Source organism: Flavobacterium columnare, assembly GCF_014844295.1.
Classification (GTDB): domain Bacteria; phylum Bacteroidota; class Bacteroidia; order Flavobacteriales; family Flavobacteriaceae; genus Flavobacterium; species Flavobacterium columnare.
Genome location: NZ_CP054494.1, coordinates 67,851 through 94,649 on the forward strand (window position 1 = coordinate 67,851; position 26,799 = coordinate 94,649).

The 26,799-nt window shown below is 31.3% G+C and carries 23 protein-coding genes and 1 other RNA gene; 10 read left to right on the forward strand and 14 right to left on the reverse strand.

Features of this window, described 5'->3' with window-relative positions; all coding sequences use genetic code 11:
- Positions 1-123: 123 nt before the first annotated feature.
- A complete protein-coding gene (locus tag HUE53_RS00295) occupies positions 124-1,242 on the reverse strand; it encodes a hypothetical protein (RefSeq protein ID WP_014164228.1) in 1,119 nt (372 codons plus the stop codon).
- 12 nt (positions 1,243-1,254) lie between these two features.
- On the reverse strand, positions 1,255-2,322 hold the full coding sequence (locus HUE53_RS00300) for a transporter (RefSeq protein ID WP_014164227.1): 1,068 nt from the start codon (positions 2,320-2,322) through the stop codon (positions 1,255-1,257).
- A gap of 76 nt (positions 2,323-2,398) precedes the next feature.
- Here HUE53_RS00300 and HUE53_RS00305 point away from each other — a divergent pair, with 76 nt between their 5' ends.
- From HUE53_RS00305 to HUE53_RS00330, 6 genes are all read left to right on the forward strand, one after another.
- The gene (locus HUE53_RS00305; RefSeq protein WP_225556160.1) at positions 2,399-2,758 is read left to right on the forward strand and encodes a DUF4834 family protein; all 360 of its coding nucleotides are present in this window, start codon (positions 2,399-2,401) and stop codon (positions 2,756-2,758) included.
- A 255-nt stretch (positions 2,759-3,013) separates the two neighbouring features.
- Complete coding sequence (locus HUE53_RS00310; RefSeq protein WP_065213287.1) at positions 3,014-5,437, forward strand: YfhO family protein; 2,424 nt, start codon at positions 3,014-3,016, stop codon at positions 5,435-5,437.
- Positions 5,438-5,451: 14 nt separating this feature from the next.
- The gene (gene crcB, locus HUE53_RS00315) at positions 5,452-5,805 is read left to right on the forward strand and encodes a fluoride efflux transporter CrcB (protein ID WP_225556191.1); all 354 of its coding nucleotides are present in this window, start codon (positions 5,452-5,454) and stop codon (positions 5,803-5,805) included.
- Positions 5,806-5,830: 25 nt separating this feature from the next.
- Entirely contained in the window at positions 5,831-7,105 is a 1,275-nt protein-coding gene (locus HUE53_RS00320; RefSeq protein WP_077225742.1) for a glycosyltransferase family 4 protein, read from the forward strand.
- A gap of 150 nt (positions 7,106-7,255) precedes the next feature.
- Positions 7,256-7,639, forward strand: a complete 384-nt coding sequence (locus tag HUE53_RS00325) for an ISAon1 family transposase N-terminal region protein (protein WP_014165862.1) — start codon at positions 7,256-7,258, stop codon at positions 7,637-7,639.
- Positions 7,640-7,673: 34 nt separating this feature from the next.
- On the forward strand, positions 7,674-8,591 hold the full coding sequence (locus HUE53_RS00330) for an ISAon1 family transposase (RefSeq protein WP_225556192.1): 918 nt from the start codon (positions 7,674-7,676) through the stop codon (positions 8,589-8,591).
- A 428-nt stretch (positions 8,592-9,019) separates the two neighbouring features.
- On the opposite strand, the gene HUE53_RS00335 is transcribed toward HUE53_RS00330, so the two are convergent.
- Positions 9,020-10,696, reverse strand: a complete 1,677-nt coding sequence (locus tag HUE53_RS00335) for an amino acid permease (RefSeq protein WP_014164222.1) — start codon at positions 10,694-10,696, stop codon at positions 9,020-9,022.
- 439 nt (positions 10,697-11,135) lie between these two features.
- Entirely contained in the window at positions 11,136-12,524 is a 1,389-nt protein-coding gene (glmM, locus tag HUE53_RS00340; RefSeq protein ID WP_097609307.1) for a phosphoglucosamine mutase, read from the reverse strand.
- Positions 12,525-12,622: 98 nt separating this feature from the next.
- On the opposite strand from glmM, the gene HUE53_RS00345 reads away from it, so the two are divergent.
- Entirely contained in the window at positions 12,623-13,207 is a 585-nt protein-coding gene (locus HUE53_RS00345) for an acyl carrier protein phosphodiesterase (RefSeq protein ID WP_192188596.1), read from the forward strand.
- Positions 13,208-13,539: 332 nt separating this feature from the next.
- Here the strand turns inward: HUE53_RS00345 and bcp are convergent, their stop codons facing one another.
- The gene (gene bcp, locus HUE53_RS00350; RefSeq protein ID WP_014164219.1) at positions 13,540-13,998 is read right to left on the reverse strand and encodes a thioredoxin-dependent thiol peroxidase; all 459 of its coding nucleotides are present in this window, start codon (positions 13,996-13,998) and stop codon (positions 13,540-13,542) included.
- A gap of 33 nt (positions 13,999-14,031) precedes the next feature.
- Between bcp and HUE53_RS00355 the strand changes: the two genes are divergently transcribed.
- Complete coding sequence (locus HUE53_RS00355) at positions 14,032-14,691, forward strand: endonuclease III domain-containing protein (protein WP_107317160.1); 660 nt, start codon at positions 14,032-14,034, stop codon at positions 14,689-14,691.
- Between the two features lie 167 nt (positions 14,692-14,858).
- Here HUE53_RS00355 and HUE53_RS00360 read toward each other — a convergent pair whose 3' ends face one another.
- The 8 genes from HUE53_RS00360 to dnaX form a co-directional block, all read right to left on the reverse strand.
- On the reverse strand, positions 14,859-15,002 hold the full coding sequence (locus HUE53_RS00360) for a hypothetical protein (protein WP_165793164.1): 144 nt from the start codon (positions 15,000-15,002) through the stop codon (positions 14,859-14,861).
- A 55-nt stretch (positions 15,003-15,057) separates the two neighbouring features.
- Complete coding sequence (locus HUE53_RS00365; protein WP_014164217.1) at positions 15,058-15,648, reverse strand: RNA polymerase sigma factor; 591 nt, start codon at positions 15,646-15,648, stop codon at positions 15,058-15,060.
- 196 nt (positions 15,649-15,844) lie between these two features.
- Entirely contained in the window at positions 15,845-16,555 is a 711-nt protein-coding gene (locus tag HUE53_RS00370) for an MIP/aquaporin family protein (RefSeq protein ID WP_065213940.1), read from the reverse strand.
- 5 nt (positions 16,556-16,560) lie between these two features.
- The gene (locus tag HUE53_RS00375; RefSeq protein ID WP_014164215.1) at positions 16,561-18,114 is read right to left on the reverse strand and encodes a glycerol-3-phosphate dehydrogenase/oxidase; all 1,554 of its coding nucleotides are present in this window, start codon (positions 18,112-18,114) and stop codon (positions 16,561-16,563) included.
- Positions 18,115-19,602, reverse strand: a complete 1,488-nt coding sequence (gene glpK / locus HUE53_RS00380) for a glycerol kinase GlpK (RefSeq protein ID WP_014164214.1) — start codon at positions 19,600-19,602, stop codon at positions 18,115-18,117.
- Positions 19,603-19,820: 218 nt separating this feature from the next.
- Positions 19,821-22,430, reverse strand: a complete 2,610-nt coding sequence (clpB, locus tag HUE53_RS00385; protein ID WP_014164213.1) for an ATP-dependent chaperone ClpB — start codon at positions 22,428-22,430, stop codon at positions 19,821-19,823.
- A 550-nt stretch (positions 22,431-22,980) separates the two neighbouring features.
- The gene (locus HUE53_RS00390) at positions 22,981-23,418 is read right to left on the reverse strand and encodes a hypothetical protein (protein ID WP_014164212.1); all 438 of its coding nucleotides are present in this window, start codon (positions 23,416-23,418) and stop codon (positions 22,981-22,983) included.
- Between the two features lie 197 nt (positions 23,419-23,615).
- On the reverse strand, positions 23,616-24,701 hold the full coding sequence (dnaX, locus tag HUE53_RS00395; protein ID WP_065213285.1) for a DNA polymerase III subunit gamma/tau: 1,086 nt from the start codon (positions 24,699-24,701) through the stop codon (positions 23,616-23,618).
- A gap of 170 nt (positions 24,702-24,871) precedes the next feature.
- Between dnaX and rnpB the strand changes: the two genes are divergently transcribed.
- An RNA gene (gene rnpB / locus HUE53_RS00400) (RNase P RNA component class A) lies at positions 24,872-25,191 on the forward strand.
- 101 nt (positions 25,192-25,292) lie between these two features.
- Positions 25,293-25,493, forward strand: a complete 201-nt coding sequence (locus HUE53_RS00405) for a transposase (RefSeq protein ID WP_231138894.1) — start codon at positions 25,293-25,295, stop codon at positions 25,491-25,493.
- A 229-nt stretch (positions 25,494-25,722) separates the two neighbouring features.
- Here the strand turns inward: HUE53_RS00405 and pdxH are convergent, their stop codons facing one another.
- Complete coding sequence (pdxH, locus tag HUE53_RS00410; protein WP_065213284.1) at positions 25,723-26,367, reverse strand: pyridoxamine 5'-phosphate oxidase; 645 nt, start codon at positions 26,365-26,367, stop codon at positions 25,723-25,725.
- Positions 26,368-26,799 lie beyond the last annotated feature (432 nt).

Consider the following 26,799-nt stretch of genomic DNA (forward strand, 5'->3'; position numbering starts at 1 on the left):
AGCAGGGGGTCGTTTTTTAAGGTATTTGATTTCTTTTCTAGTGTTTTATATTCTATTTTTGTTTAGAAATATATACAAGTATTAGTTAACTCTTCTTTTTTGGAACCTTTTTACTGTGGTAACTTACAAAGATCTACTAAAAGTACATCTTCTTTTCGTAATTATAGGATTAAAGTTTTTCCAAAGATTTTGTATCGCTACATTTTCTTCTAGTTCAGGTGTCCTGATGCATTTAGTTACCCCTCTTTTAGTAAAAACCTTGTGATACTCTTCAAATATAACCGCTGTTACTCCCTTGCTTTGGTATTCAGGTGCTATTCCTATTAAGTAAAAAACGGCTTCCTTATTATTTTTCTTTGCTTGAAGCATTTTTAAAAAACCAAAAGGAAAAAGTTTTCCTTTTATTGCTTGTTGAGCTGGAGCATAATTAGGCATAACAATAGCAAAAGCAATAATATTTCCATTTGCATCCTCTACAAATTTTATATATTCAGGATTCACAAAGGGGATGTATTTTTTCTTAAAATAGTCAATCTGATCTTTAGTAATAACAACAAATGACTGAAGTTTCACGTATGACTGATTAAACAATTCAAACATTCGATCTACATAGGGTTCTATTTCTTTTGTATTAGTAAAATTTATAGATTTAAAACCGTAACGTTTTTTTACAAGATCCGAGGCTTTTTTTATGGGTTCATAAGGAACCCCATCAAAACTAAATTCACTTTCTATGTATTTTTTTTCTACCTGAAAGCCTAATTTTTCAAAATGGTTTATATAATACGGTTGTGTATGCCAGCCTATAGCAGTACTCAACTGATCAAATCCTGTGGTAAGAAATCCTACTTTATCTAAATTAGAAAATCCCATAGGTCCTTCTATATGATCCATTTGTTTTTTGGTCCCTAATTCTGTTACTTTTTCAATTAATAGCTTGGTAACTTCTATATCATCAATAGCTTCAAACCAACCAAAACGTGTTTTTTTTCTACTTAATTGTTCTACTTCGTCCCAATTAATTATGGCCGCTACACGTCCTACTATTGTATTGTTTGAATAAGCTAGATAAAAGTAGGCTTCTGCATTTTTAAAAACGGGATTTTTCTTTTTATCAAAGGTTTCCATTTCATCACTAATTAATGGTGGTACCCAATAGGGGTTGTTTTTATATAATTGAAATGGAAATTTTATAAATTCCTTTAGTTGTTTTTTTGTTTTAGCTTCAATAATTGTTATCATATATAAAACCGCTTAGTTACCTGAATCTTCTAAATCATCAACACGTTTTTTCTTTTCTTCTACAGGCTTTACTTCTTCTATTTTATTTTTTTCGTTTTTTCGTTTTTGTTTTTCTGCTTTTTCAGCGGCTTTATCTAATTCTTCTTCTGACAAAATACCTTTTTTTGATTTTCTTTTTTCTTCTTTTTTAACTTCTTTAACCTCTTTGCCGTTTTTAATTTTTGGATCTTGATGCTTTTTATCAAATCGCCAAGAAACTCCCAATCCTCCATATAATAAATCAGGTGTGCTTTTTATATTTTTACTAATAGAAGCGTCTAATTGGAGGTTTTTATTTAACAAATAAGTTATCCCTGTAGTAAAAATACCATCTGAGTAATAATTCCCTTTAATTCCTTTATTTTCAAGCATTGCGGACCATTTTTCGTTAATCCCATAGGTTACAGTTATTACATAACCATAATTAAATGCTTTGGAAATAATTTTATCGGCAAAAAAGTTAGTCACGATTACCCATCTTCTATCCAGATGATGCTGTGTAATCAAAACTGCTTTAGGAGAAAAAGCTAATTCATCTGGTATGGCATAATCATTATTCATAGTATAATTTACACCTACATATCCTGATATAGCAGGGATTAATCGTTTCCAATCAAATTTATGATTGGCCCTCCAACTATATATGTTAGGTTTTTTTTCACCTTTTTTAAATGGATCATAAAAAAGATATTTGGCTCCTAAGGTTGTTTGACGTAAACCCTTTCTATTCTTATTAAAGATTCCAGCAGTATAGTGATCTATTTGATATTGCAAATCAAGAGATACCTCTAATTGTTCTTTTAAAAGTCCGTAACGAGTGGTTAAGTCTGCTCCAAAACCATTGGCCTCATAATTTAATACTGAATGTGATTCGTTAGCATAGTATAAACCTCCTTCTATCTGCAAAACGTTTTTCCCAACCGAAAAAGCACCTGCTGAATTACCGGGTCTATTGGTATTAATTTCATCTGTATATTGCGCAATTATCTGATTAGAAACGACTAAACAAAGCGCTATAAATAAATATTTGATTTGCTTCATGACCTATATTCTATAGTTTCAAAAGTACTATTTTATTTTAAAGAAAAAAGATTTTTTAAAACAAGGCTCTTAAATTATGATAGTATTTCTAATTCTGCTAAAAAATAAGTTAAAACCGTTCAAACGTGTAATGAATCTTTTTATTTTTGAAAAAAAAATAAAAATGCAAGAGGCTTCTATATCTGGTTTATTCAAGACCATTATTTACATTTTAGGTTTTTATTATCTGATAAAAATTCTAAGTCGTATTTTTCTACCGATCATCATGCGAAAAGTGATGGACAAAGCTCAAGAAAACCTTAATCGTCAGTATCAAAAGGGAAACTTTGAACAATCTGAACAAGAAACAACCTATAGACAGGAGGGATCTAATCGGGATTTCAAAAAACCAACGAAACAAGTAGGCGAATATGTGGATTATGAAGAAGTAGAATAGATTTTACTATTTTTAATATTGGATGTTATACATATATAATTAACACGTTTTCTTTTAACGATCCCATAAATTGGACTAATAGGCTGGAATTGCTTAAAACCATAGGCTTTTATTGTTTCTTTATACAAACGGATTAAGACTTGCCTTGGAAATATAATTAATGAATATTAGCAATAAGTTTGGTTAAATGAATTTCTAACCCCAAAAATCTAAAATTTTACTATCTTCACGCCTTATTTTGATTGACTTTCATTTATGAATAATTTAAAACGTTTTTATCCGCACGCACTAGCCATTATAGGTTTTGTACTGATTGCTATTATCTATTTTTATCCTGTTTTAAGTGGTAAAAAAATTCTGCAATCTGATATTGTTCAATATACGGCAATGGCTAAAGAACAAAATGATTTTAGGGCACAATACAACGAGGAACCTTATTGGACTAATAGTGCTTTTGGAGGAATGCCTACTTATCAATTAGGTGCTAATTATCCACATAATTATATTAAGAAAGTTGATTCTATTGTACGCTTTTTACCTAGACCAGCTGATTATTTGTTCCTTTATTTTCTTGGTTTTTATGTTTTATTAATGGCATTAAGAGTAAAACCATTAAAAGCTTTTTTTGGTGCATTGGCTTTTGGTTTTTCTACCTATTTAATCATTATCTTAGGAGTTGGGCATAATGCAAAAGCTCATGCAATTGCTTATATGCCTATGGTAGTAGCTGGTGTATTAATGGTTTTTCAGAAAAGATGGATTATTGGTGGAGTTCTAACAATGATTGCTGCAGCATTGGAACTTAATGCCAATCACTTTCAAATGACCTATTATTTATTCATTTTCTTATTGGTTTTAACTGCTTATTATGTTTACAAAGCTATCAAAGAAAATGATTTAAAAGAATTAATCTATAGTTTTGGAATATTTGCAGTAGCAGGCGTTGTTTCAATTGGAGTAAATGCAACGGGTATATTAGCTACTCAAGAATATGCTAAGGAGAGTACACGTGGTAAAAATGAATTAACTTTTAGCCCTAATGGCAAAAAAAATAATGCTGAAACCTCTATGACTTACGATTATATAACTGAGTATAGTTATGGATTAGCCGAAAGTTTAAATTTAATATCCCCTAGAATTTTCGGGGGTTCTAATAGCGAAAATATAGGAACCAAATCAGCTATGTATAACTTCGTTTTATCGCAAGAAGTTCCTGAGGATCAAGCTAAAGAAATAGTAAAAGGATTGCCTACTTATTGGGGAGATCAACCCATAGTTGCGGCTCCTGCATATATAGGTGCTATTGTGTTCTTTTTGGCTGTTTTGGCTTTATTTATTGATAAGAGAAACATTAAATATGCTTTTCTAACAGGTGCTATCGTTTCATTAGTCCTATCATGGGGCAAAAATTTTCCTTTATTAACGGATTTTTTCATCTATCATGTTCCTTTTTATGATAAATTTAGAGCAGTATCTTCTATACAAGTGGTTTTAGAACTTTGTATGCCTGTGTTGGCTGTATTAGGACTACAGGCTTATTTTATATCTGAAGAAAAAGAACAAAAAGAAGGTCTTATGAAAGCTAGTTTGTTCAGCATAGGAACGCTTTTATTAATATTACTTTCTAAGTCGTTATTTAGTTTTTCAGGTTCAGGAGATAGTTATTTCATTGATTCTTATGGCCCTGGATTTGTTGATGCTTTAAAAGAAGATAGAAAAGCACTTTTTACATCGGACTTATTACGTTCCATGGTTTTAATCCTATTAACTGCTGGAACATTGTTTTTAAGTTTTAAAAAGACTATTTCTCATAAAGCAGCCACTTGGGTTGTAGGTTTATTAATGGTAACTGATTTATTTTTGATTGCTAAAAATTATGTAAATTCATCGGATTTTGTTAATGCTTCTGAAGTAGATACCCCTTTTATCATGGCTCCTTTTGATGAGGCCATCTTACAAGACAAATCGCATTACAGAGTTTTTGAAGTTTCTCAAAATGTAATGAGTGATCCTCGTGCATCCTATTTTCATAAATCTATCGGAGGATATCATGCTGCTAAACCAAGAAGAATGCAAGAGCTTTTTGATTATCAAATTGCAAAAAACAATATAGAAGTATTAAATATGCTCAATGTAAAATATTTAATACAAAAAAATGAAAAAGGAGAACAATTTCCTATTCGTAATCAGCAAACAAATGGTAATGCTTGGTTTGTAAAATCAATTAAATTTGTTAAATCAGCAGATGAAGAAATGAAGTCTTTAAACAACTTTAATTCAAAATCGGTGGCTATTTTAAATACCATTTCTGAAAAAAATCAACAATTTAAAGAGGCTAAAACGATTTCAAACGAAAATGCTAAGATTACATTACAATCATACAAATCGAATGATTTAAAATACGAGTCCGTAAATCCAAAAAATGGTTTTGCGGTATTTTCTGAAATGTATTATGGCAAAGGTTGGAATGCTTATATAGATGGAAAATTAGTTGATCATTATCGTGTAGATTATATTCTAAGAGGCTTGCCTATTCCTGCTGGTAAACATAGTATAGAATTTAAGTTTGAACCTCAAGTTGTAAAAATAGGTAGCATTATAGCATTAATAAGCTTCATTTTAATGATAGGACTTATCATAGGGGGTATTTATTTAATTAAAAAGAAATCAATAAACTGAAATCAATATTTTATATAGGACTTGGAGGAGGCATAGGTAGCATTTTACGCTATCTAGCCTCTCTTTTTTTTAATCGGTTTGTTGTAAGTGGTTTTCCTACTGGAACTTTTATGGTAAACAGTATAGGTTGTTTTTTAATTGGCCTTTTTTTTGGTTATTTTGAAAAACAAATCTATCATACAACTGAATTGAGATTTTTTTTTATGACTGGAATTTGCGGTGGTTTTACTACATTTTCTACCTTTTCTAATGAAACCATTCAACTATTACAAAATAATCAAATAGGAATTGCTTTCTTGTATACTTTTTTAAGTATAGCCCTTGGTTTTGGCATGACTTACCTAGGTATTTATTTAGTAAAAAATTAGCCCTCTTTTTTAAAAAAGTATTGTAATGAAAAAAGTATTAATCATAACTTATTATTGGCCTCCTGCTGGTGGCCCAGGCGTTCAAAGATGGTTGAAATTTGTAAAATATTTACCCGATTTCAATATTAAACCCATTGTATACATACCTGAAAACCCTACTTATCCTTTACTAGATAAAAAGTTAATAGAAGAAGTGTCTTCTACTACAACCATCCTAAAAAGACCTATTATAGAACCTTATACATGGGCTTCTCTTTTTTCGAAAAATAGTACCCAAAAAATAAGTTCAGGAATAATTCCTACACAAAAAAAACAGTCATTAATACAGAAACTATTGTTATGGATCAGAGGAAATGTATTTATTCCTGATGCACGGGTTTTATGGGTAAACCCTTCTATTACTTATTTATCTGAGTACATACAACAAAATAATATAGATACTATAATTACCACAGGTCCTCCTCATAGCCTACACTTAATTGGATTAGGACTTAAGGAAAAACTAAATATCAAGTGGTTAGCTGATTTTAGAGATCCTTGGACAACTATTGGTTATCATAAAGCATTGAAATTAACTAAGAGTTCTGCTAAAAAACATAAAAAACTTGAACATAAAGTCATGAATGCGGCAGATGAACTAATTGTTACTAGTCCGACTACTAAAAAAGAATTTCAATCTATTACAACAAAACCTATACATATAATTACAAATGGTTATGATGTAGAAAGAATAAATAAACAGACTTTAGATAAAAAATTTTCATTGGCTCATATAGGTTCTTTTCTATCCGATAGAAATCCTCAAATTTTGTGGCAGGTTTTAAAAGAGCTAACTACTGAAAATTTTATTTTTTCTAAGAATTTTGAATTAAAATTAATTGGCGCAACTAGTCAGGAAGTTCTTAATTCTATAAAAGCATTTAATCTAGATTCGTTTGTAAATAATTTAGGCTATGTTTCCCATGAAGAAGCTATTGCTCATCAACGGAAATCTCAAGTTTTACTTTTAATTGAAATAGACTCTGAAGATACAAAAAGTATTATTCCAGGGAAAGTTTTTGAATATATAGTTTCAGAACGACCAATAATAGCTATTGGTCCAAAAGATTCTGATTTTGCATCTATCATAACAGACACTAATACTGGTAGTTTTTTTACGTATAACGAAAAAGAAGCTCTTAAAGAAAAGATACTAGTGTATTTTAATACTTATTTAGAAAACAATTTAAAGGTATATGCTGTAGGATTGCAACACTATTCTCGTAAAAATTTAACAAAAAAACTGGTTGATATTTTGTAAGGTGTTTTAGAAAAAATACTCTAATTTTTTTTAAAGGGCAGTTTTGGGCGTAATGTGTGAAAATAGTACTTAAAAATATTTCAAATTCAAATAAAATAGGCTCACATAAAAAATATGGGGAGTAATTGTAAATTGCGACAAAAAAAGTAAATGGATTTTTCGATACTTTCTGCTTTTCTACCCGAAGAATTATTATGTCATTTTGATATTGTTGATTTTATAGAATTAGGAGATATTCAAACAAAAAAGGATTGCTTTTATATCTATCTTGATGAAAAGAACATTATTCCCGAAGGTTTCATTTCAGAGGAATATGAGTCAAAAGGCTTTTGTGAGCGTACTTTGATACAAGATTTTCCAATACGAGGAAAGGCTGTTTATTTAGGTATCAGAAGACGTAGGTGGCGAAATACAGTAGATAAGTCAGAAATTAAAAGCGATTATTCTTTTATTGCAGAAGGTTCCAAATTAACTGTTGAACTTTCGGATTTTTTAAAAGGTACAGGTAGAGACCCGAGAAGATACGATAAGTAACATTGCCAGTTATTATGGCATTAAAGCTGATTTACTGCGAAGACATTACAAAAAAAGAATCAGTGGTTTTACAAGTTGGAAACAGTTAGAACATGCCGAAAATTATCTGATTTACCCCGAAAATATTGGGGAGAATTTAAGTATTGATGAAGTAAGTTTGTCAAAAGGTGAACTTTATACTTTTGTAACCAATAAACAAGGAAGAGGCAAAAAGAAATCCTTAGTGGCGGTTATAAAAGGCACCAAAAGTCAGGACATTATTGATGTGGTTACTAAAATTCCACTTTCGCATAGAAAACAAGTAAAATCGATAACACTTGATATGGCAAACAATATGCAATCAGCATCAAGAATGTGTTTTCCTGAAAGTTACCTTGTCACAGACCGTTTCCATGTGGTAAAGTTGGTAATGGAAGCTCTCCAGCATTTAAGGATAAAATATCGCTGGGAGGAGATTGAAAAAGAGAATCAAGCTATCAAAAAAGCAAAGGAGCAAGCAATAAAATACATTCCAATAACTTTTGAAAACCAAGACACACCCAAACAACTATTGGCTCGATGTCGTTATATCATTGCCAAGAAACCCAACCAATGGACAGAAACCCAAAAAGTGCGAGCCCAAATATTGTTCCAACATTATCCTCTAATACATCAGGCATATAAACACACCCAAGAGTTTAGAAATATTTATGAATACACCTCAAAAGAAGAGGCTAAACAAAAAATATTGAATTGGATATCCAAAACCAAAGAATTAAAAATGACTGTCTTTAATACCGTTGCCAATAGTTTAAATTATCATTTGGAAACAATTGCAAACTTCTTCGTAAAAAGACATACAAACGCAAATGCTGAATCCTTTAACTCAAAAATAAAACTCTTTAGAGCTAATCAAAGAGGTGTGGTGGATACTAAATTCTTCCTCTTTAGAATGGAGAAACTTTTTGCTTAATCCCCAAAAAATTAATCTGAGCCATAAAATAGAAGAAGGTGTTTGAAAAATAAAAACACAACCGCTGATCATGTCACTTCTCCTATCGTTGACGTGACATGACCAGCGTTGTGCGATGTGATTTACTTCGCCTGTTCCTTTAGTCGAAGGACCAGATTACCCCCTTTTCAGACAGCCCTTCTTTGTTTTATCCCAGATTCCGTGTTAGGCCCTTATTATAGATGAAAACAATGTATCTAAAACTAAATCCATACGAAAATTTTTCTTGCATCATTTTCGTTACAAAATCTAACACATAATCCGAATGTTTGTAAAAAACAACAATTCTTTTAATTATTTTATATAAGATATTGGTTTAACCCATAAAAAAAGTTGTTCTTATTTTCAGAGAACAACTTTTTTGTACATTTAAATATTTTTTTATGTTTTTATAAACTATTTTTATTTAGCTTACTGTTTTTAAATCCGTATGAAAAATAAATTACTAATCCTATTAGTAACCAAACACCAAACCATTTCCAGTTAGACACAGCCATCCCTGTTAGCAAATAACAACAAGATATTAATCCTAATAATGGTATAAGTGATAAATTTTTTAAGAAAGACAAAACAGCCATAACTAAAGTAAATATAAAAAACACTATAAAAGGTAAGTTTGTTGTTAGATTAGTCTCATTTAAACTGAAAGTGGTACTAAAATAATCAGGCAATAAAAAGTTTATAGTTCCTAAAGACAAAACAACTATGATTGGAAAAATCCATTTTGAATTTATATACGGTATCCTAAATTTTCCTTTGGTTGGATTATTCGCTTCTTTTTCATTATGAGGTGCTAACATGAGAACGCCTCCACAAACTAATACAAAAGCAAACAAAGTACCTATACTAGTAAAATCTAGAACAAAATTTTCATCTGTAAAAAAGATTGGTAATCCGACTACGATTCCTGTTACTATGGTAGCAAATCCTGGTGTTTTGTATTTCGGATGTATAGAAGCAAATTGTTTAGGCATTAATCCATCACGACTCATAGTCATCCAGATACGAGGTTGGCCCATTTGAAAAACTAACATAACGCTAGTCATTGCAGCTACTGCAGCAATCGATACGATGAACAACATCCATTTTATTCCTTTTAAGGCAAAAATTTCAGCTAAAGGATCACTAACCCCTAATAGATCGTATTTTACCATTCCAGTCAATACTAGTGCTAAAATAATATATACTATGGTACAAACTACTAATGAATAAATCATTCCTCTAGGCAAATCATGTTGCGGGTTTTTGCTTTCCTCTGCTAAAGTAGAAACGGCATCAAAACCTATATATGCAAAGAAAACGGCTGAAACTCCTGCCATGACGCCTTTAAAACCATTAGGCATAAAAGGAGTCCAATTATCAATATCTATATAAAATGCACCAACTGCTATTACTAGTACTATAACAACTAATTTCAGATATACCATAAAGTTGCTTACATTTTTTGATTCGCTGGTTCCTCTATAAATTAAATAGGTTATTAATACGTTTATTAATACAGCTGGCATATCAAAAATAATTTTTAACCCTGCGATTTCTGGAGCATTTTGCCAAGCTAAGTATCCTTCTCCTGTTTTATTTTCTAAAAAAGCTACATGTGCTGATTTATAGTTTATTGTTAACCATTCGGGTAAATGTAATCCAAAGGATTCTAAAAGGTTAGTAAAATATCCGCTCCATGAAAAAGCAATATAAATATTTCCTATTGAATACTCCATTAATAATGCCCAACCGATGATCCAGGCAAACAATTCTCCAAAAGAAACATAAGCATACGTATAAGCACTACCTGAAACGGGAACTCTTGAAGCAAACTCAGCATAACACATAGCTGTAAAACCACAGGCTATAGCACAAATAATGTATAACAAAATGACACCTGGGCCTCCTGAAAAACAGGCATTGCCTATAGCCGAAAAAGTACCTCCACCAATAATAGCTGCTATCCCAAAAAAGGTTAAATCCTTAACTGTTAACACCTTATTTAATCCCGAGTGTTCTCCATCACCTCCTTGTTTTAAGATTACGTCCAGTGATTTTTTTCTAAATAATCGTGTTAATAACATATTTTTTGATTGATTTTTTTTATTAAGACGAACAAATATATAAAACTTGTAGAATTTTTTTTATTTATCTGTTTTTTTTTATGTTTTTATTTGGTTTTGCATAAAACAGGTTTTGTAATCAAAAAAAAATACATTTTAAGTTAACTACTAACTGAAATGAATACATCTAGAATAGACTCTTAAAAAATATTTTTAAAAAAAATATCTTTATTTCTATTTTTCTATATGCCTTAGACCTCCTTAACTGTGGTATTTTTACATTAGTTTTAAGAATAGAAATAACCCTATCCTTTGTGGTTTTGTTTAAAAAAAGTACTCAACCGTTTTTATTAGATCTCTTTTACTATTTACCCAACATACTTGCGTTGATCTAAAAACGATTGAATACTGAAATTTATTGCTAGAAACAGTACAAAATATTTTTACATATACAAAATAATTAAACCCCTGCTAACTGTTTTAATTCACTCACAAAGCGCTCTGCCAAAATATCGGCTTCTTTTTGTGAAGGTGCTTCTGTATAAATACGGATAATAGGCTCTGTATTTGATTTTCTTAAATGCACCCATTCCGTTGGAAAATCAATTTTTACTCCATCAATTGTTGAAATATTTTCATTTATATATTTTTCTGCTATTTGGTTCATCACTCCATCAACATCTATTTGAGGTGTCAATTCTATTTTGTTTTTACTCATAAAATATTGAGGAAAATCGGCTCTCATTTCGGCAACTGTTTTGTCTTGATTAGCCAGATGAGTTAAAAACAAAGCAACTCCTACTAGCGCATCGCGTCCGTAATGAATTTCTGGATAGATGATTCCTCCATTTCCTTCTCCTCCTATAATTGCCTGTGTAGCTTTCATTAGTTCTACCACATTCACTTCTCCTACTGCGCTGGCTTGATACGTTCCTTTATATTTTTCTGTAACATCTCTTAAAGCACGAGACGAGGACATATTAGAAACTGTATTTCCAGGTGTTTTACTTAAAACATAATCTGCTACGGCAACTAATGTATATTCTTCACCAAACATTTCGCCATCATTAGAAATAAAAGCTAAACGATCTACATCTGGATCTACCACAATGCCAAAATCAGCTTTTTCTTCTACTACTAATTTACAAATATCTCCTAAATGTTCTTTTAATGGTTCTGGGTTATGCGGAAAATGGCCATTAGGTTCGCAATATAACTTAACTACTTCTACTCCCATTTGCTCTAATAATTTAGGAATAATAATTCCTCCCGAAGAATTAACTCCGTCAACTACTACTTTAAACTTTTTTTGTGCAACCGCTTGAGTATCTACTAAAGGTAAATTCAACACCTCATCGATATGAATATCCATGTAAGCATCATTTTCTATGATTTCCCCTAACGAGTCAACCTCTGCAAAATCAAATGCTTCTTGTTCTGCAATTTCTAAAATCTTAGCTCCTTCTGAACCGCTCAAAAATTCTCCTTTCGCATTTAATAATTTTAATGCGTTCCACTGTTTAGGATTGTGAGAAGCGGTTAAAATAATCCCTCCATCTGCTTGTTCTAAAGGTACTGCAACCTCAACTGTAGGAGTAGTAGACAAGCCTAAATCAATTACATCAATTCCTAAGCCTATTAATGTGTTAACTACTAAGTTATGAATCATAGGTCCCGAAATACGAGCATCACGACCAATACATACTTTTAATTTATCTTTTGAAATATTTTGTTTTAGGAAAGTTCCGTAAGCTGAAGCAAATTTTACTGCATCTACTGGAGTTAAATTATCGCCTACACTCCCTCCTATGGTTCCTCTAATTCCTGATATTGATTTTATTAAAGTCATTTTTGTTATATTTATAATTGTAAAACAAATATACTTTAAAGATTTAAGTAAAAAAACTATATTTATAACACTTCTAAAATGATTAAAACATAATAATCTTGAATTTTTTAGCTCATATTTATTTATCTGGTGAAAATGAATTACTCAAAATAGGTAATTTCATGGCTGATGGCATACGCGGAAAAGAGTACTCCAAATTTGATATTGAAATCCAGAAAGGTATTCTTTTGCATAGGTTTATAGATTCTTTTACAGATGCACATCCTTTATATAGGAAGAGTAAACATAGACTTCATAAAAATTATGGTCATTATGCTGGTGTTATTATGGATATTTTTTATGATCATTTTTTAGCAAAAAATTGGATCAATTACCATTCTATACCATTAGATCTATATGCTCATGCTTTTTACCAATTACTAAAAGACAATTATAATCTATTGACTCCTAAGACACAAAATATGCTTCCTTATATGATAGCTAATAATTGGCTTGTAAGTTATAGCACACTCACAGGAATTGAAATGATCCTTTTTCAGATGGATTATAGAACGCAACATAGGGTAAATATGCCACAAGCAATATGTGAATTAAAAGAGTTTTATCTTCTTTTTGAAGAAGAATTTACTGCTTTTTTTCAAATTCTCATGAAAGAATCTGAGTTAAAACTAGCTACCCTTTAAACGGATTGTTATGATTAAAAAAACAGAAGCTGTTTTTAAGTAATTATTTACCCCAGATTACGCATTAGACTTCGTTGTGAAATCTAAAAATACAATAAAAAGGAGTAAGTGCTTATTTTTGAAGTCGTTTTAGGTTGGAATAGATTTCTAATGTGTAATTTAGTTTAACGTTATTGTTCGATTAACTAGAAAAGGAATCAAGTTATAAGCGTTATGTAACTTGTTTTAGGTGTTCTTTTCTGATTGAGATTACATTTTTTGGGAGCCTTTTTTTATTAAAGCACTACAGAAAAGTATTATGTCAAGACACTTTTCTGTAGTACTTTAGACAATTAAAGTGTTTTTAAAATTTGAGATGTGTGCTCTTTTGTTTTTACTTTTAGAATAATGTCTTCTATGTATCCTTTTTCATCAATTATAAATGTGGTACGATGAATACCGTCAAACTCTTTTCCCATAAATTTTTTAGGTCCCCATACTCCGTATGCTTGAATTATTTCTTTATTTTCATCTGCCAATAAAGGAAAAGGGAAACTAAATTTGTCTGAAAATTTTTTTTGGTTTTTAATATTATCTGCACTCACTCCTAGCAGTACATAATTAAGAGAGGTGAATTTTTCAAAATTATTACTTAAATCACATGCTTCAGCAGTACAGCCTGGGGTATTTGCTTTTGGATAAAAAAATAACACTATTTTTTTACCATTATATTTTTTTAATTCATGCAAATTTCCATTTTCGTCTACAACTGAAAAATCAGGAGCTTTGTCTCCAATTTTTAAATTTATCATTGTTTTACTTATTTTTGGTAAAAATAAAGAATAATGAACAAAGCAGAAAAAGTTAATTTTGTAATTAACACTCTTAAAGAACTCTACCCTACTATACCTATTCCTTTAGATCATAAAGATCCTTATACTTTATTAATAGCTGTCTTACTTTCTGCTCAATGTACTGATGTTAGAGTTAATCAGATTACACCTCTTCTTTTTGCAAAAGCGGACAATCCATACGATATGATTAAATTAAGTGTTGAGGAAATTCAAGAAATCATAAGACCTTGTGGACTATCTCCTATGAAATCAAAAGGGATTTTTGGATTATCTCAAATTTTAATCGAAAAATACGGAGGAATGGTACCTGCTTCTTTTGATGCGCTAGAAGCTTTACCAGCAGTGGGACATAAAACAGCCAGTGTTGTTATGAGTCAAGCTTTTGGTATTCCTGCTTTTCCAGTTGATACTCATATTCATAGATTAATGTATCGTTGGAATCTTTCAGATGGTTCTTCTGTACAACAAACTGAAAAAGATGCTAAACGGCTTTTTCCTAAAGAAACGTGGAATGATCTTCATTTGCAGATTATATGGTATGGTCGAGAATATTCTCCAGCAAGGGGTTGGAGACTTGAAAATGATATTATTACTAAAACGATTGGAAGAAGTAGTGTTATAAAAGAGTACCATAAAAAAAAGGGATCCTAAAAGTAATAAAGATTTAGTTTGTCATTCCAAGAGAAGGAATCGGATAATTGGGGTAGTGTCTAATCCCTTCATCTGTTCACTTGGTTCAGTCAAAGACCTGAACGAAGTGAAATGACAAGATTACAGTTTTTGGGGCTCCCTTTTTAAAAACATTGCCTAATCAAGTACTAGTTGGTAACTAACTCAAATTTATTACCCTCTATTTTTATTATTTTTAAAGCTTTTGAATAACTCAAAATAAAATTTACCGTTTCTCTTTTTGGCATTATTTTAGGAAATTGAGGTGCTTTATTTGTATAAAGTTTCTCCATAATTTCTTTTTATAATTGTTTGGATTATAACGTAAATTTTATCTGTTTTATTATCCTAACTGGCTAAAGTAATATTGTTTTTTTCTATACTTCTTCTCATATTAAGCAAAGCATAGCGCATACGTCCTAGAGCTGTATTGATACTAACTCCGGTTATTTCTGCTATTTCTTTGAAGCTCAAATCATCATATATACGCATTTCTAATACTTGACGTTGATCCTCTGGTAGTTCTTCTATCAAACGGATCAGATCATTCTCTACCTGCTCTGCAATCATCTTCATTTCAATATTAGGTGATCCATCTGTAATTAGAGAGAAAACAGAAAATTCTTCTGTATCTCTACATTTAGGCATTTTCTTCTCTCTTCTAAAAGTATCTATAATTAAATTATGAGCAATTCTCATAACCCAAGGCAGGAATTTTCCTTCTTCATTATAATGTTTTCCAGTTCCTTTTAAAGTTTTTATAACTTTAATAAAGACATCTTGAAAAATATCATTTGCAATTTCGTTGTCTTGTACTTTGGAGTAGATAAAACCGTAAATTTTAGTTTGATGACGATCGATCAATTGAGCTAAGGCATTCTCGTTACCTTCTATATAGCTCTTTACTAAGAGTGCATCTGAAATTGAAGTAGTAGCCATAAACAATACTTTTTAAAAGTTATTCTGATAAAAAACTATAATTAAAAGTATTGTTATTCTATAAGCTCTGGTTTAAATATTAGGTAGCAAAGTTATGACTTTTTTCCTCATAACAATAAAAAATATATTTTTTTAACATATTTACAAAAATATAGTTCTAATTTTATTAAAGTTGCTTTACTATGTTTTAAATATATTATGCCGCAAGCAATGTAAAAATCCAAACGGCTAAGACACTTCCTAGAATAGGTCCTAACACAGGAATCCAGCTATAAGTCCAGTCAGCACTTCCTTTATACCTAATGGGTAAAATAGCATACATAATACGAGGTCCTAAATCGCGTGCAGGATTAATAGCATATCCGGTGGCTCCTCCTAATGAAAGTCCTATTCCTAAAACCAATAAAGCAACGGGCAATGCGTCTAAACTTCCCAAAGAATTTTCTGCTCCTGTTAAAAACAACACTCCTATAACCAAAACAAAGGTGGCTATTATTTCTGAAATTAAGTTGTGTAAAACACTTCTAATTGCTGGTTCATTACAAAAAGTAGCTTTTACCAATCCAGCCTCTTCTGTTTGATCATAATGTTGTTTATAAACTAAATAAACGAGTAATGAACCAAACATAGCTCCCAAAAACTGGGAAAGAATATAAAAAGGCAAATTGGACCACGCTAGTTTCCCTAGAATGGCTAGTGCTAATGATATTACAGGATTTAGGTGTGCTCCACTACTTGAGGCTGTCATATATACTCCTACGAAAACAGCTATTGCCCATCCAAAAGTAATTACAATCCATCCTCCGTTATTTCCTTTTGTTTTATTTAAAACGACGTTGGCTACTACTCCATTACCTAATAATAATACGATCATAGTTCCAATAAATTCTGCTAAAAAAGGATTTATCATTTTTATTTTGTTAAATATTGTTTGGTTAATTGTTTGAATTCTTGTATTTCTTTTTGCATATTTTCAATTGTTATTCCTTTTTCCGTAGCTATTATTTCTGCAACTACTTCTACACATTCCAAACAGGCGAATGCGTCTAAAAATAACAATCGAATACGTCTTGCTAAAACATCTTCTACCGTTTGAGCCATTTCATTACGAAGAAACCATACGACTTCTGCTTTTGTGTAGGGATATTTAGGATGTAACCGAGCGGCTAATCCGCTATTCTTTTGCAGTAATTCTTTTATTTTAGGTCCATCTGCTCCATAAATAGACAAATGAGTAGAATCCTTTAGATGAGTCCAACCATGAATTTTAAGTGACTTGGTTCGGCATTTTTTAAACGGTAAATTAGCTGTTTGAATAGCTACATTTATAGTATGTTCAGCCATGCTCCTATAAGTTGTCCATTTTCCTCCAATAATATGAATTAGTCCAGAAGGAAGAACCGTTATTACGTGATCTCGGGGCATTACTTTAGTAGCAGTTACATCATCTTTTTTTACTAAAGGTCTTAATCCTACAAACACACTCTTAACCTCTTTTCGAGTTATTTTATTTAAAGAATATTTATTAAAATGATTTAAAACAAATTGAATTTCTTCTTCTAAAGCTAAAGGTTCGGCTACAACTTGGCTAACGGCTGTATCTGTAGTCCCTAAAATTATTTTATCATACCAAGGAATTATAAAAAAAACTCTACCATCATCTGTTTTAGGCATCATTAGGGCGTGATGTCCTTTAAAAAAACAGGAATCAATAACTAAATGAATTCCTTGAGATGGTGCTATTGTTTTAGAGTTAGTATTTTCAGCTAAAGACAAGAGATCATCTGCAAAAACGCCTGTGGCATTAATGACTACTTTTGATTTAAAATAATATTCCTCCTGAGTCAATACGTCTTTTATCTTAACTCCTTTTAGGCAATTTTCTTCCTTTATGAAATCAATTACTTCAAAATAATTAACAATTATTGCTTCTTGTTCAATAGCTGTTTGTGCTAAATTTATTGCTAATCGACTGTCATCAAACTGACCATCATAATACAGTACTCCTCCAAATAAATCTTTTGAATCTAAATCAGGTAGAAATTCTTTTGTTTGTTTTTTTGATAAAAATTGAGTTGTTCCTAGACTTAATTTACTTGATAATAGTTCATATATCCATAATCCAATTCCATAAAACCATTTATCATACCAATGATAAGCAGGCATTACAAAAGACACTTTTTTACAAACATGGGGTGCATTATTTAACAATCTTCCTCTTTCAAGTAAGGCTTCTCTTACTAATCGTATATTTCCTTGGGCTAAATATCGAACGCCTCCATGAACTAGTTTTGTAGCTCGACTTGAAGTCCCTTTGGCAAAATCGTTTTTTTCTATTAATAATGTTTTATATCCACGAGAGGCTGAATCTACAGCACATCCTAACCCTGTTGCTCCCCCTCCGATTATAATAATATCAAAATCATTGGTGGATTTTAGTTTTTGGATTTGATCTTGTCTATTCATCTATATAAATGCTACGGATGCGTTAATAGCTTTTTTCCAACCTTCGTTCAAAGAATTTCGTAATTCAGGTTCCATTGTGGAGGTAAATACTTTTTCTACTTGCCATTGTTGTTGTAATTCCTCTATACTTTTCCAAAAACCAACGGCTAAACCAGCTAAGTAAGCAGCTCCTAGGGCTGTGGTTTCTGTAATGATAGGTCTTATTACTTTGCTATTTAATACATCGGCTTGAAATTGCATAAGTAAATTATTAACTGTAGCACCTCCGTCTACACGTAATTCTTTTATATAAATATGGCTATCTGCTTGCATTGCTAATAATACATCGCGTGTTTGATAGGCTATGCTTTCTAAAGAAGCTCTGGCTATATGAGCGGCTGTAGTTCCTCTTGTCAATCCTGCAATAGTTCCTCTTGCATGCTGATTCCAATAAGGTGCTCCTAAACCAGCAAAGGCAGGCACTACATAAACCCCTTCTGTAGTTGGTACTTTTTCAGCCAATGTTTCTACATCTTCTGAAGATTCTATAATACCTAAACCATCGCGCAACCATTGAACAACGGCACCCGCAATAAAAACGCTTCCTTCTAATGCGTAATGTGTCACTCCATTTATTTTCCAAGCAACGGTTGTTAACAAATGATTTTGGGAAGGAATTAATTCTTTACCTGTATTCATTAACATAAAACATCCTGTCCCGTATGTATTTTTGACCATTCCTGGTTGAATACACATTTGACCAAATAAGGCTGCTTGTTGATCTCCTGCTATTCCTGCTATTGGAATAGTAATTGCTGAATCTAAAACATTTGTATAACCATAAATTTCGCTACTGCTACAGATTTGAGGCAAAATACTCGTTGGAATATCTAATATTTCCAATAATTCTTCATCCCATTCGCAATTATGAATATTACAAAATAGGGTACGGCTTGCGTTACTTACATCGGTAGCATGAACTTTCCCTTGAGTTAAATTCCAAAGTAACCAAGTATCAATAGTCCCGAATAAGATTTGTCCTTGTTCAGCCTTTGTTCTTGCTCCTTCAACATGATCTAGAATCCATTTTACTTTAGTTCCACTAAAGTAGGAATCAACTACTAAACCTGTTTTTTGTTGAATTATATTATTGAGTCCTCTAGACTTCAAGTCATCACAAAAAACAGCTGTTCTTCTATCTTGCCAAACGATTGCATTATAAATAGGCATCCCTGTGGTTTTATCCCATAATACTGTGGTTTCGCGCTGATTGGTTATACCTATGGCTTTTATTTCTGAACTTTTAATTTGTGCTTTTTCTAACACTTCAAAAATAGTTGTAAGTTGTGATTCCCAAATTTCTATAGGATCATGTTCTACCCAACCTGGTATAGGATAAATCTGAGAGAATTCTTTCTGAGATACCGCTACAACATTTCCTTTTAAATCAAATAAAATAGAGCGGCTACTTGTAGTTCCTTGATCTAATGATAAAATATAATTTGACATAATATGCGCGCATAGTTTTATCAAATATAACAAAATCAAAATCTAGTTTTTGAAAAAATATTAAAAAATGTAGTTTTTGTATTTTTATAACTTTTTTTTATATCTTAAAACCCTTTTAACCCAGATTACGCATTAGAAATGCATTCAGATAAAAATGACTTTGAATCTAAATTTGATCTTCATCACAAAATCTAACACATAATCTGGATTTGAAATAATTAATTTCCTTTAATATTATCCTGATTTCTGAAAACCAAATGATTATCAAAACAATCTAAAAGAATCATACTTTCTGTGGTTATTTTTCCTGCTAAAATTTCTTTAGATAATTGATTTAAAACTTCTCTTTGCACCACTCGTTTTACGGGTCTTGCACCAAATTCTGGATCAAATCCTTTTTCTGATAAGTAAGTAATTGCTTCAGGCGTTGCATCCATTGTTATATTTTGATGTGCTAACATTTTGGTTACACTTTTCAACTGTAAGGCTACAATTTCTTTAATATTTGCATTGGTTAATGGTGTAAACATAATGATTTCATCAATTCTATTAATAAATTCTGGACGAACTGTTTGTTTAAGCAAGCCTAACACTTCTATTTTTGCTAACTCTGTAGCGGCTTCTATGGATCCTCCTAAATTTTCAAATTTTTCTTGTATTATTTGACTTCCGATATTAGAGGTCATGATAATAATGGTATTTTTAAAATCGGCTAGTCGTCCTTTATTATCGGTTAATCTCCCTTCATCTAGAACTTGTAGTAAAATATTGAAAGTATCTGGGTGTGCTTTTTCAATTTCATCTAATAATACTACAGAATATGGTTTTCTTCTCACAGCTTCTGTTAACTGTCCGCCTTCATCGTATCCTACATATCCTGGAGGTGCTCCAACGAGTCTACTTACACTATGGCGTTCTTGGTATTCGCTCATATCTATACGAGTCATGGCGTTTTCATCATCAAAAAGATATTCGGCTAATGCTTTTGCTAATTCTGTTTTTCCAACGCCTGTTGTACCTAAAAACAAAAAGGATCCAATTGGTTTTTTAATATCTTGTAAGCCTGCTCGGCTTCTGCGTACTGCATCACTAATAGCTTGTATTGCTTCTTCTTGTCCTACTACTCTTTTATGCAGTTCGTCTTCTAATTTTAACAGTTTTTCGCGTTCGCTTTGTAACATTTTTACGACTGGTATTCCTGTCCATTTAGCTACTACCTCTGCAATATCATCTTGTGTAACTTCTTCTTTTATTAAAGAATTATTCCCTTGTTGGTTTTCATTTAATTCTTTTTGTAAGTTATCTAATTTTTCTTGAGCTTCTTTAATTTTTCCGTATCTAATTTCGGCTACTTTTCCATAATCGCCATCTCTTTCGGCTCTTTCGGCTTCTAACTTGAGTTCTTCTATTGTTCGTTTTACAGTTTGAATAGCATCTACTAAATCTTTTTCTGATTTCCAACGGGTAAAGATCTCATTTCGTTCTTCTTTTAGATTAGCTAAGTCTAAACCTAATGATTTTAATTTTATTTCATCATTTTCTCTTTTTATGGCTTCTATTTCTATTTCTATTTGCATAATTTTTCGATCCAAAACATCTAATTCTTCTGGTTTAGAATTGATTTCCATACGCAATTTTGAAGCCGCTTCATCCATTAAATCAATTGCTTTATCAGGTAAAAAACGATTTGTAATATAACGTTGAGACAATTCGACTGCGGCTATAATAGCATCGTCTTTGATACGTACTTTATGATGTGTTTCATATTTTTCCTTAATTCCTCGTAATATAGAAATAGCACTTTCAGTATCAGGTTCATCAATATTTACTTTTTGAAAACGACGTTCTAATGCTTTATCTTTTTCAAAATATTTTTGATATTCATCTAAGGTAGTGGCTCCAATGGCTCTTAATTCTCCTCTTGCCAAAGCTGGTTTTAAGATATTCGCTGCATCCATTGCTCCTTCTCCTCCTCCAGCACCAACTAATGTATGTATTTCATCTATAAATAATACAATGTCTCCTTCTGCTGAAGTTACTTCTTTCACAACGGACTTTAGACGTTCTTCAAACTCTCCTTTGTATTTAGCTCCTGCTATAAGAGCTCCCATATCTAAAGAATAGACTATTTTATCTTTTAGATTTTCAGGGACATCTCTATCTACTATTCGGTGTGCTAATCCTTCTGCTATGGCTGTTTTTCCTACTCCAGGTTCTCCTATAAGCATTGGATTGTTTTTTGTTCGTCTGGTTAGTATTTGTAATACTCTTCTTATTTCTTCATCCCTTCCAATGACTGGATCCAATCTTCCTGTTCTAGCTAATTCATTTAAATTTTTAGCATATTTATTTAATGAATTATAGGTTTCTTCTGCAGATGCGGATGTAACACGTTCTCCTTTTCGAATTTCAGCAATAGCACTTTCGAGCCCTTTTTCAGTAACACCTTGGTCTTTTAAAATCTGAGCTACTTTACTTTTTGATTTGAAAATAGACAAAATTAGGTGTTCTATTGAAACGTATTCATCATTCATTTTTTTAGCTATGTTATTTGCTTCAATTAATGATGTGTTTGCTTCACGAGAAAGCATTAGATCACCACCTGATACTTTAGGAAAATTCTGAATTGTATTTTCTAATATCTTTTTAAAAAGGGCTAAGTTTACATTTAGTTTTTTTAATATAAAAGGTGCTACATTTTCATCAACCTCTAGAATTCCTTTAAAAATGTGTTCATTTTCTAGTTGTTGTTGCCCATTGCCTTGCGCTATTTGTTGTGCTTGTTGTAAGGCTTCTTGCGATTTAATTGTTAAATTATTTAAGTTCATTCTATCTTTGTTTCAAGTTCAACATTTTAAGTCCAATCTTCCTCTTGATCTTAGAAGGTATTTTTAAACTTTTATTTGTTTTCAAACAAACAATTTATATTCCATTGTAAATCTTAAGACAAAATGTCTTTTATTGAAACATATAGCTTGTATAAATCGGTAAAAATGACAGAATTGTATTCTTTTTTTTAAAAAAACAGGTAATTATAACGAAATTAGGTAAGGGGTAAAAACAAGATGAATTAACAAAAATGAGTTTGACAAGTGTTATTTTGAATAAAAAAAGTATGTTCTCTTTTCAAAAATAGTAGAAACTCTATTGCAAAAAGAAAAAAGCTCTCTTTTTCGAAAAGAATGATGTTTTAGAAAAAGAAGTAATTTTCTTGAATTGTTTAAAATAAGTGAAAAATGTTTTATTTTTAAAAATTAGTCGTTTTTAATATACTTCCAACTCTTTTTAGCAATAAACAATGGGCATATACTTATACGTACCGAAGCCCATAGAAATAAGAAGCTTGAATGAACGAATGCAAATAAAATTCAATTTACATTAAACATCTAAATCAAACAGTTTTCTTAAGGTATCTAAAGCTGGATTTATATCACGCATTAATTGATATTTTTCTTCTGCTGTAAATGCTTTTTTTGATTCTATAGTTTCGTTAAGCTTAACTTCTAAATTAATGGTATGGTTATGTAGCTTTCCTCTTAGATATCCTAACAAATCGTGTTTTTCTCCTTCAAAATCTATTTTCGAACTTTCATTTGGTAATTCATGAATAATGGTAGTCCCTTCTAAGACAGGATCATTAATCAACATTAAGGCTTCTAAAATCTTATATCCTTTGTTCCCTAATTTCTGGGCATATTTTAACCATTGTTCCAGCATTTCTGTTTCAGTAAACGGCTCTACTGGCAGTTCGTCATGATGCTTTTGTTCGGGTTTTAACTGAGCTTCTAGATCTTTTTTTACCTTGATACTAGACAATGATAAAGAGGATACTTTAGGTCCTGTATTCTGACTAGGTGCTAGTTTAGATTCCGCTTCTAGTTGAGGTGATGAGCTCTTTTTTTGTTCGTTTTCTAAATTATTTCCCGTATTCGTAGAATCAGATCCCTGAGCCGTAATAACTGGTTTTAGTTCTGTAATAGAAAAACTAGAATTTCTATAATAAGTGGGAGGAATTATAAATGAGTTAGCTTTTTTTTTTCTCCATCAAAAGTGATAGAGGCTAACTGCATTAAACACAATTCAACTAAAAGACGTTGATTTTGGGAAACTTTGTATTTTAAATCACAATCATTAGCTAATTCAATGCCTTGCAATAGGAAATCTTGTGATGCTTTTTGAGCTTGCTCTCCATAAAGTTTTTGCGCATGTTCCCCTGCTTCTAGGAGTACTAGGGTTGCTGGATTTTTGCAAACTAACAAATTCCTGAAATGAGAAGCTAAACCTGCAACAAAATGATGACTATCAAATCCTTTTGCTAAAATTTCATTATAAGCTAACAGCAGATCAGGAATTTTGTTTTCCAAAATTAGATCTGTTACCTTTATATAATATTCAAAATCTAGGACGTTTAAATTTTCAGTAACAGCAGTCCTTGTTAAATTTTTCCCACAGTAAGAAACCACTCGATCAAAGATAGACAAAGCATCGCGCATAGCACCGTCTGCTTTTTGAGCGATTATATGTAAAGCATCGTCTTCAAATACTATATCTTGACTTTTTGCTACTTCTGCTAAATGTTCTTTAGCATCTTTAACTGTTATTCTCTTAAAATCAAAAATTTGGCAACGAGATAAAATCGTGGGTATAATTTTATGTTTTTCGGTTGTAGCGAGTATAAATATTGCATGTCTAGGAGGCTCTTCTAATGTTTTTAAGAAAGCATTAAAAGCCGCAGTAGACAACATGTGTACCTCATCTATAATATACACTTTATATTTACCAGTTTGTGGAGGTATTCGTACTTGATCAATCAAATTACGAATATCATCTACCGAGTTATTAGAAGCTGCGTCTAGCTCGAATACATTAAAGGCAAAATCTTCATTAGGATCATCATATCCTTCTTGATTAATTTTTCTTGCTAAAATGCGAGCACAAGTTGTTTTTCCTACTCCTCTTGGCCCTGTAAATAATAATGCTTGGGCTAAATGATTATTATCAATGGCGTTTAATAAAGTATTAGTAATAGCCTGTTGCCCAACAACATCTTTAAATGTTTGGGGCCTGTATTTACGAGCCGATACAATAAACTGTTCCATAGATCAAAATGAGTTACAAATATAGTAGATTAAATTTGTAGTTTCCAAAGGGAAACTTCTATTTATTTCTATAAACTTTTTTGATTTGAAACGATAAATACTATTTTAAAAAATTAAGTTTTTTTTAAGAGAGAAAGTAACGATTATGTCTTTACTATTTTTAAATTTGCAGAGCAGGTCGCCTTATCGCTTCCCAAACTTATTTAGGAAGAGGAAAGTCCGGACACCATAGAGCAAGCGTAGCGGGTAACACCCGTCACTTTGAAGTAATTCAAGGGAGGACAAGTGCAACAGAAAGAATGTACAGGTAATGCTGTAGTGAAATCAGGTAAACTCTATGCGGTGAAATGCCATGTATATCAGTAGTTAAGGGTTGCTCGCCCGTTGCTGAGGGGTAGGCAGATGGATCAAATTAGTAATATTTTGACTAGATAAATGATAAGGACATATTTTTTATGTACAGAATCCGGCTTACAGATCTGCTTTTTTTCTTTTTAATAAAATTGATTTCAACCGAAGTCCGCATAATTCCCAACTTTTGTCCTTGATCCCTTTTGTCTTTGATCCATAATAAATCACTACAAAACCATATTGAACTATTTTGATAATAGAAACGCATCAGCAGAATCTTTCAACGCTAAAATAAAAGCTTTTAGAAGTAAATTTAGAGGTGTTAGAAATATAGAACTATCCTTTTTAGAGCAACCAATTTGTTTGCTTAATTTATCAATCCCACAGGTTTTTGACCTGATCCCCATTTTTCAGCTAAAGATAAGTACCGCCCAAAAATGAAAGAAAGCACCTCTATTCTTGGGGATAAGAGGCACTTCTCAATCAAATAAACAAACTAAAAAACTAAACTATCATGAATTTATTTTCAGATCTTTAAAACTCTAAAAACAAATATTGTTTCGATTTCTTTTACAAATATAGAAAAAGTTTCGATTAAAGAGCAAATAAAATCGACAAAAAACGTATTTTTTAATAAAAAATAAGAAAAAACTTACAATAATGGTCGTTTTTAAGGAGATAAACGATTTATTTCCCAAGTAAAATCTTCTTGTAATTGGTATCTAATTCGATCATGTAAACGATTGGGACGTCCTTGCCAAAATTCTACTTCTTTGGGTTCTACTAATATTCCTCCCCAATAGTCAGGTCTAATAATATTTTTTCCTTCTAAACTTATTTCTAATTCTTGCAATTTTTGATCTAAAAATTCTCTACTGGGTATTATTTCACTCTGCTTTGACACTATAGCTCCTAATTTACTCCCATCGGGTCTTGAATCAAAATAAGCATCGGAAACAGAAGATGTTACTTTCTTGGCAATTCCTTTTATAATAACTTGACGCTCCATTGAGTGCCAAAAAAAAGAAAGACATATATGAGGATTATTAGCTATTGCTTTTCCTTTTTCTGATAAATAATTGGTATAAAAGATAAATCCTTCTTCATTGTACTTTTTTAACAATACAACCCTAGCTTTTGGAAAGCCATCTAAACCTATTGTAGAAACGGTCATAGCATTTACTTCATCTATTCCTCCAAAATCTTCAACTTCATGAAACCATCGATGAAAAAGATTAATTGGGTCTTCTGGAATGTTTTTTTCTAATAACTCACTTTTTTGATATACTTTTCTATAATTACTTAGATCTTCCATTTTTTATCTTTATTTTTTTTTAGTTAAGATAAATAGTTTCATTTATAAAAAAATTACCCCTTTTTTTATTATTCCTTAGTTATTCATTGACCGGAATAACTCCATAGGAGCTAATTAGTTTTACAATGGACTCTATTCTTTTCTATAGCACTCTTTTTTATGTCATAAAAAGTAAGGATAGAAATCCTAAAATCATTAAACTTTTTAAATTATTGAATGAATTTTATAAAAAAACAGTTAAAGCTTTCGTTTTATCTGATTTTAATTTAGATTCCACCTTACAGATATTCGAGTAGGGTGTATATCGTTAACAGATTTAAAAACGACTCACCCCTTCTTGCTTTTTTAAATTTTACTATTTAGATGGCGAATATGTATTTAAAAGAAGGTTTTTTTTCAGAACGTATATTTAGGAATTAACAGGAACTCTGC

Coding starts and splice junctions, on each gene's coding strand:
- HUE53_RS00300 (WP_014164227.1), bottom strand. CDS start 2,322: ATGAAGCAAATCAAATATTTATTTATAGCGCTTTGTTTAGTCGTTTCT.
- HUE53_RS00355 (WP_107317160.1), top strand. CDS start 14,032: ATGAACAAAGCAGAAAAAGTTAATTTTGTAATTAACACTCTTAAAGAA.
- HUE53_RS00365 (WP_014164217.1), bottom strand. CDS start 15,648: ATGGCTACTACTTCAATTTCAGATGCACTCTTAGTAAAGAGCTATATA.
- HUE53_RS00320 (WP_077225742.1), top strand. CDS start 5,831: ATGAAAAAAGTATTAATCATAACTTATTATTGGCCTCCTGCTGGTGGC.
- glmM (WP_097609307.1), bottom strand. CDS start 12,524: ATGACTTTAATAAAATCAATATCAGGAATTAGAGGAACCATAGGAGGG.
- HUE53_RS00335 (WP_014164222.1), bottom strand. CDS start 10,696: ATGTTATTAACACGATTATTTAGAAAAAAATCACTGGACGTAATCTTA.
- HUE53_RS00310 (WP_065213287.1), top strand. CDS start 3,014: ATGAATAATTTAAAACGTTTTTATCCGCACGCACTAGCCATTATAGGT.
- HUE53_RS00360 (WP_165793164.1), bottom strand. CDS start 15,002: ATGGAGAAACTTTATACAAATAAAGCACCTCAATTTCCTAAAATAATG.
- HUE53_RS00305 (WP_225556160.1), top strand. CDS start 2,399: ATGATAGTATTTCTAATTCTGCTAAAAAATAAGTTAAAACCGTTCAAA.
- HUE53_RS00325 (WP_014165862.1), top strand. CDS start 7,256: ATGGATTTTTCGATACTTTCTGCTTTTCTACCCGAAGAATTATTATGT.
- HUE53_RS00295 (WP_014164228.1), bottom strand. CDS start 1,242: ATGATAACAATTATTGAAGCTAAAACAAAAAAACAACTAAAGGAATTT.
- bcp (WP_014164219.1), bottom strand. CDS start 13,998: ATGATAAATTTAAAAATTGGAGACAAAGCTCCTGATTTTTCAGTTGTA.
- clpB (WP_014164213.1), bottom strand. CDS start 22,430: ATGAACTTAAATAATTTAACAATTAAATCGCAAGAAGCCTTACAACAA.
- dnaX (WP_065213285.1), bottom strand. CDS start 24,701: ATGGAACAGTTTATTGTATCGGCTCGTAAATACAGGCCCCAAACATTT.
- pdxH (WP_065213284.1), bottom strand. CDS start 26,367: ATGGAAGATCTAAGTAATTATAGAAAAGTATATCAAAAAAGTGAGTTA.
- glpK (WP_014164214.1), bottom strand. CDS start 19,602: ATGTCAAATTATATTTTATCATTAGATCAAGGAACTACAAGTAGCCGC.
- HUE53_RS00375 (WP_014164215.1), bottom strand. CDS start 18,114: ATGAATAGACAAGATCAAATCCAAAAACTAAAATCCACCAATGATTTT.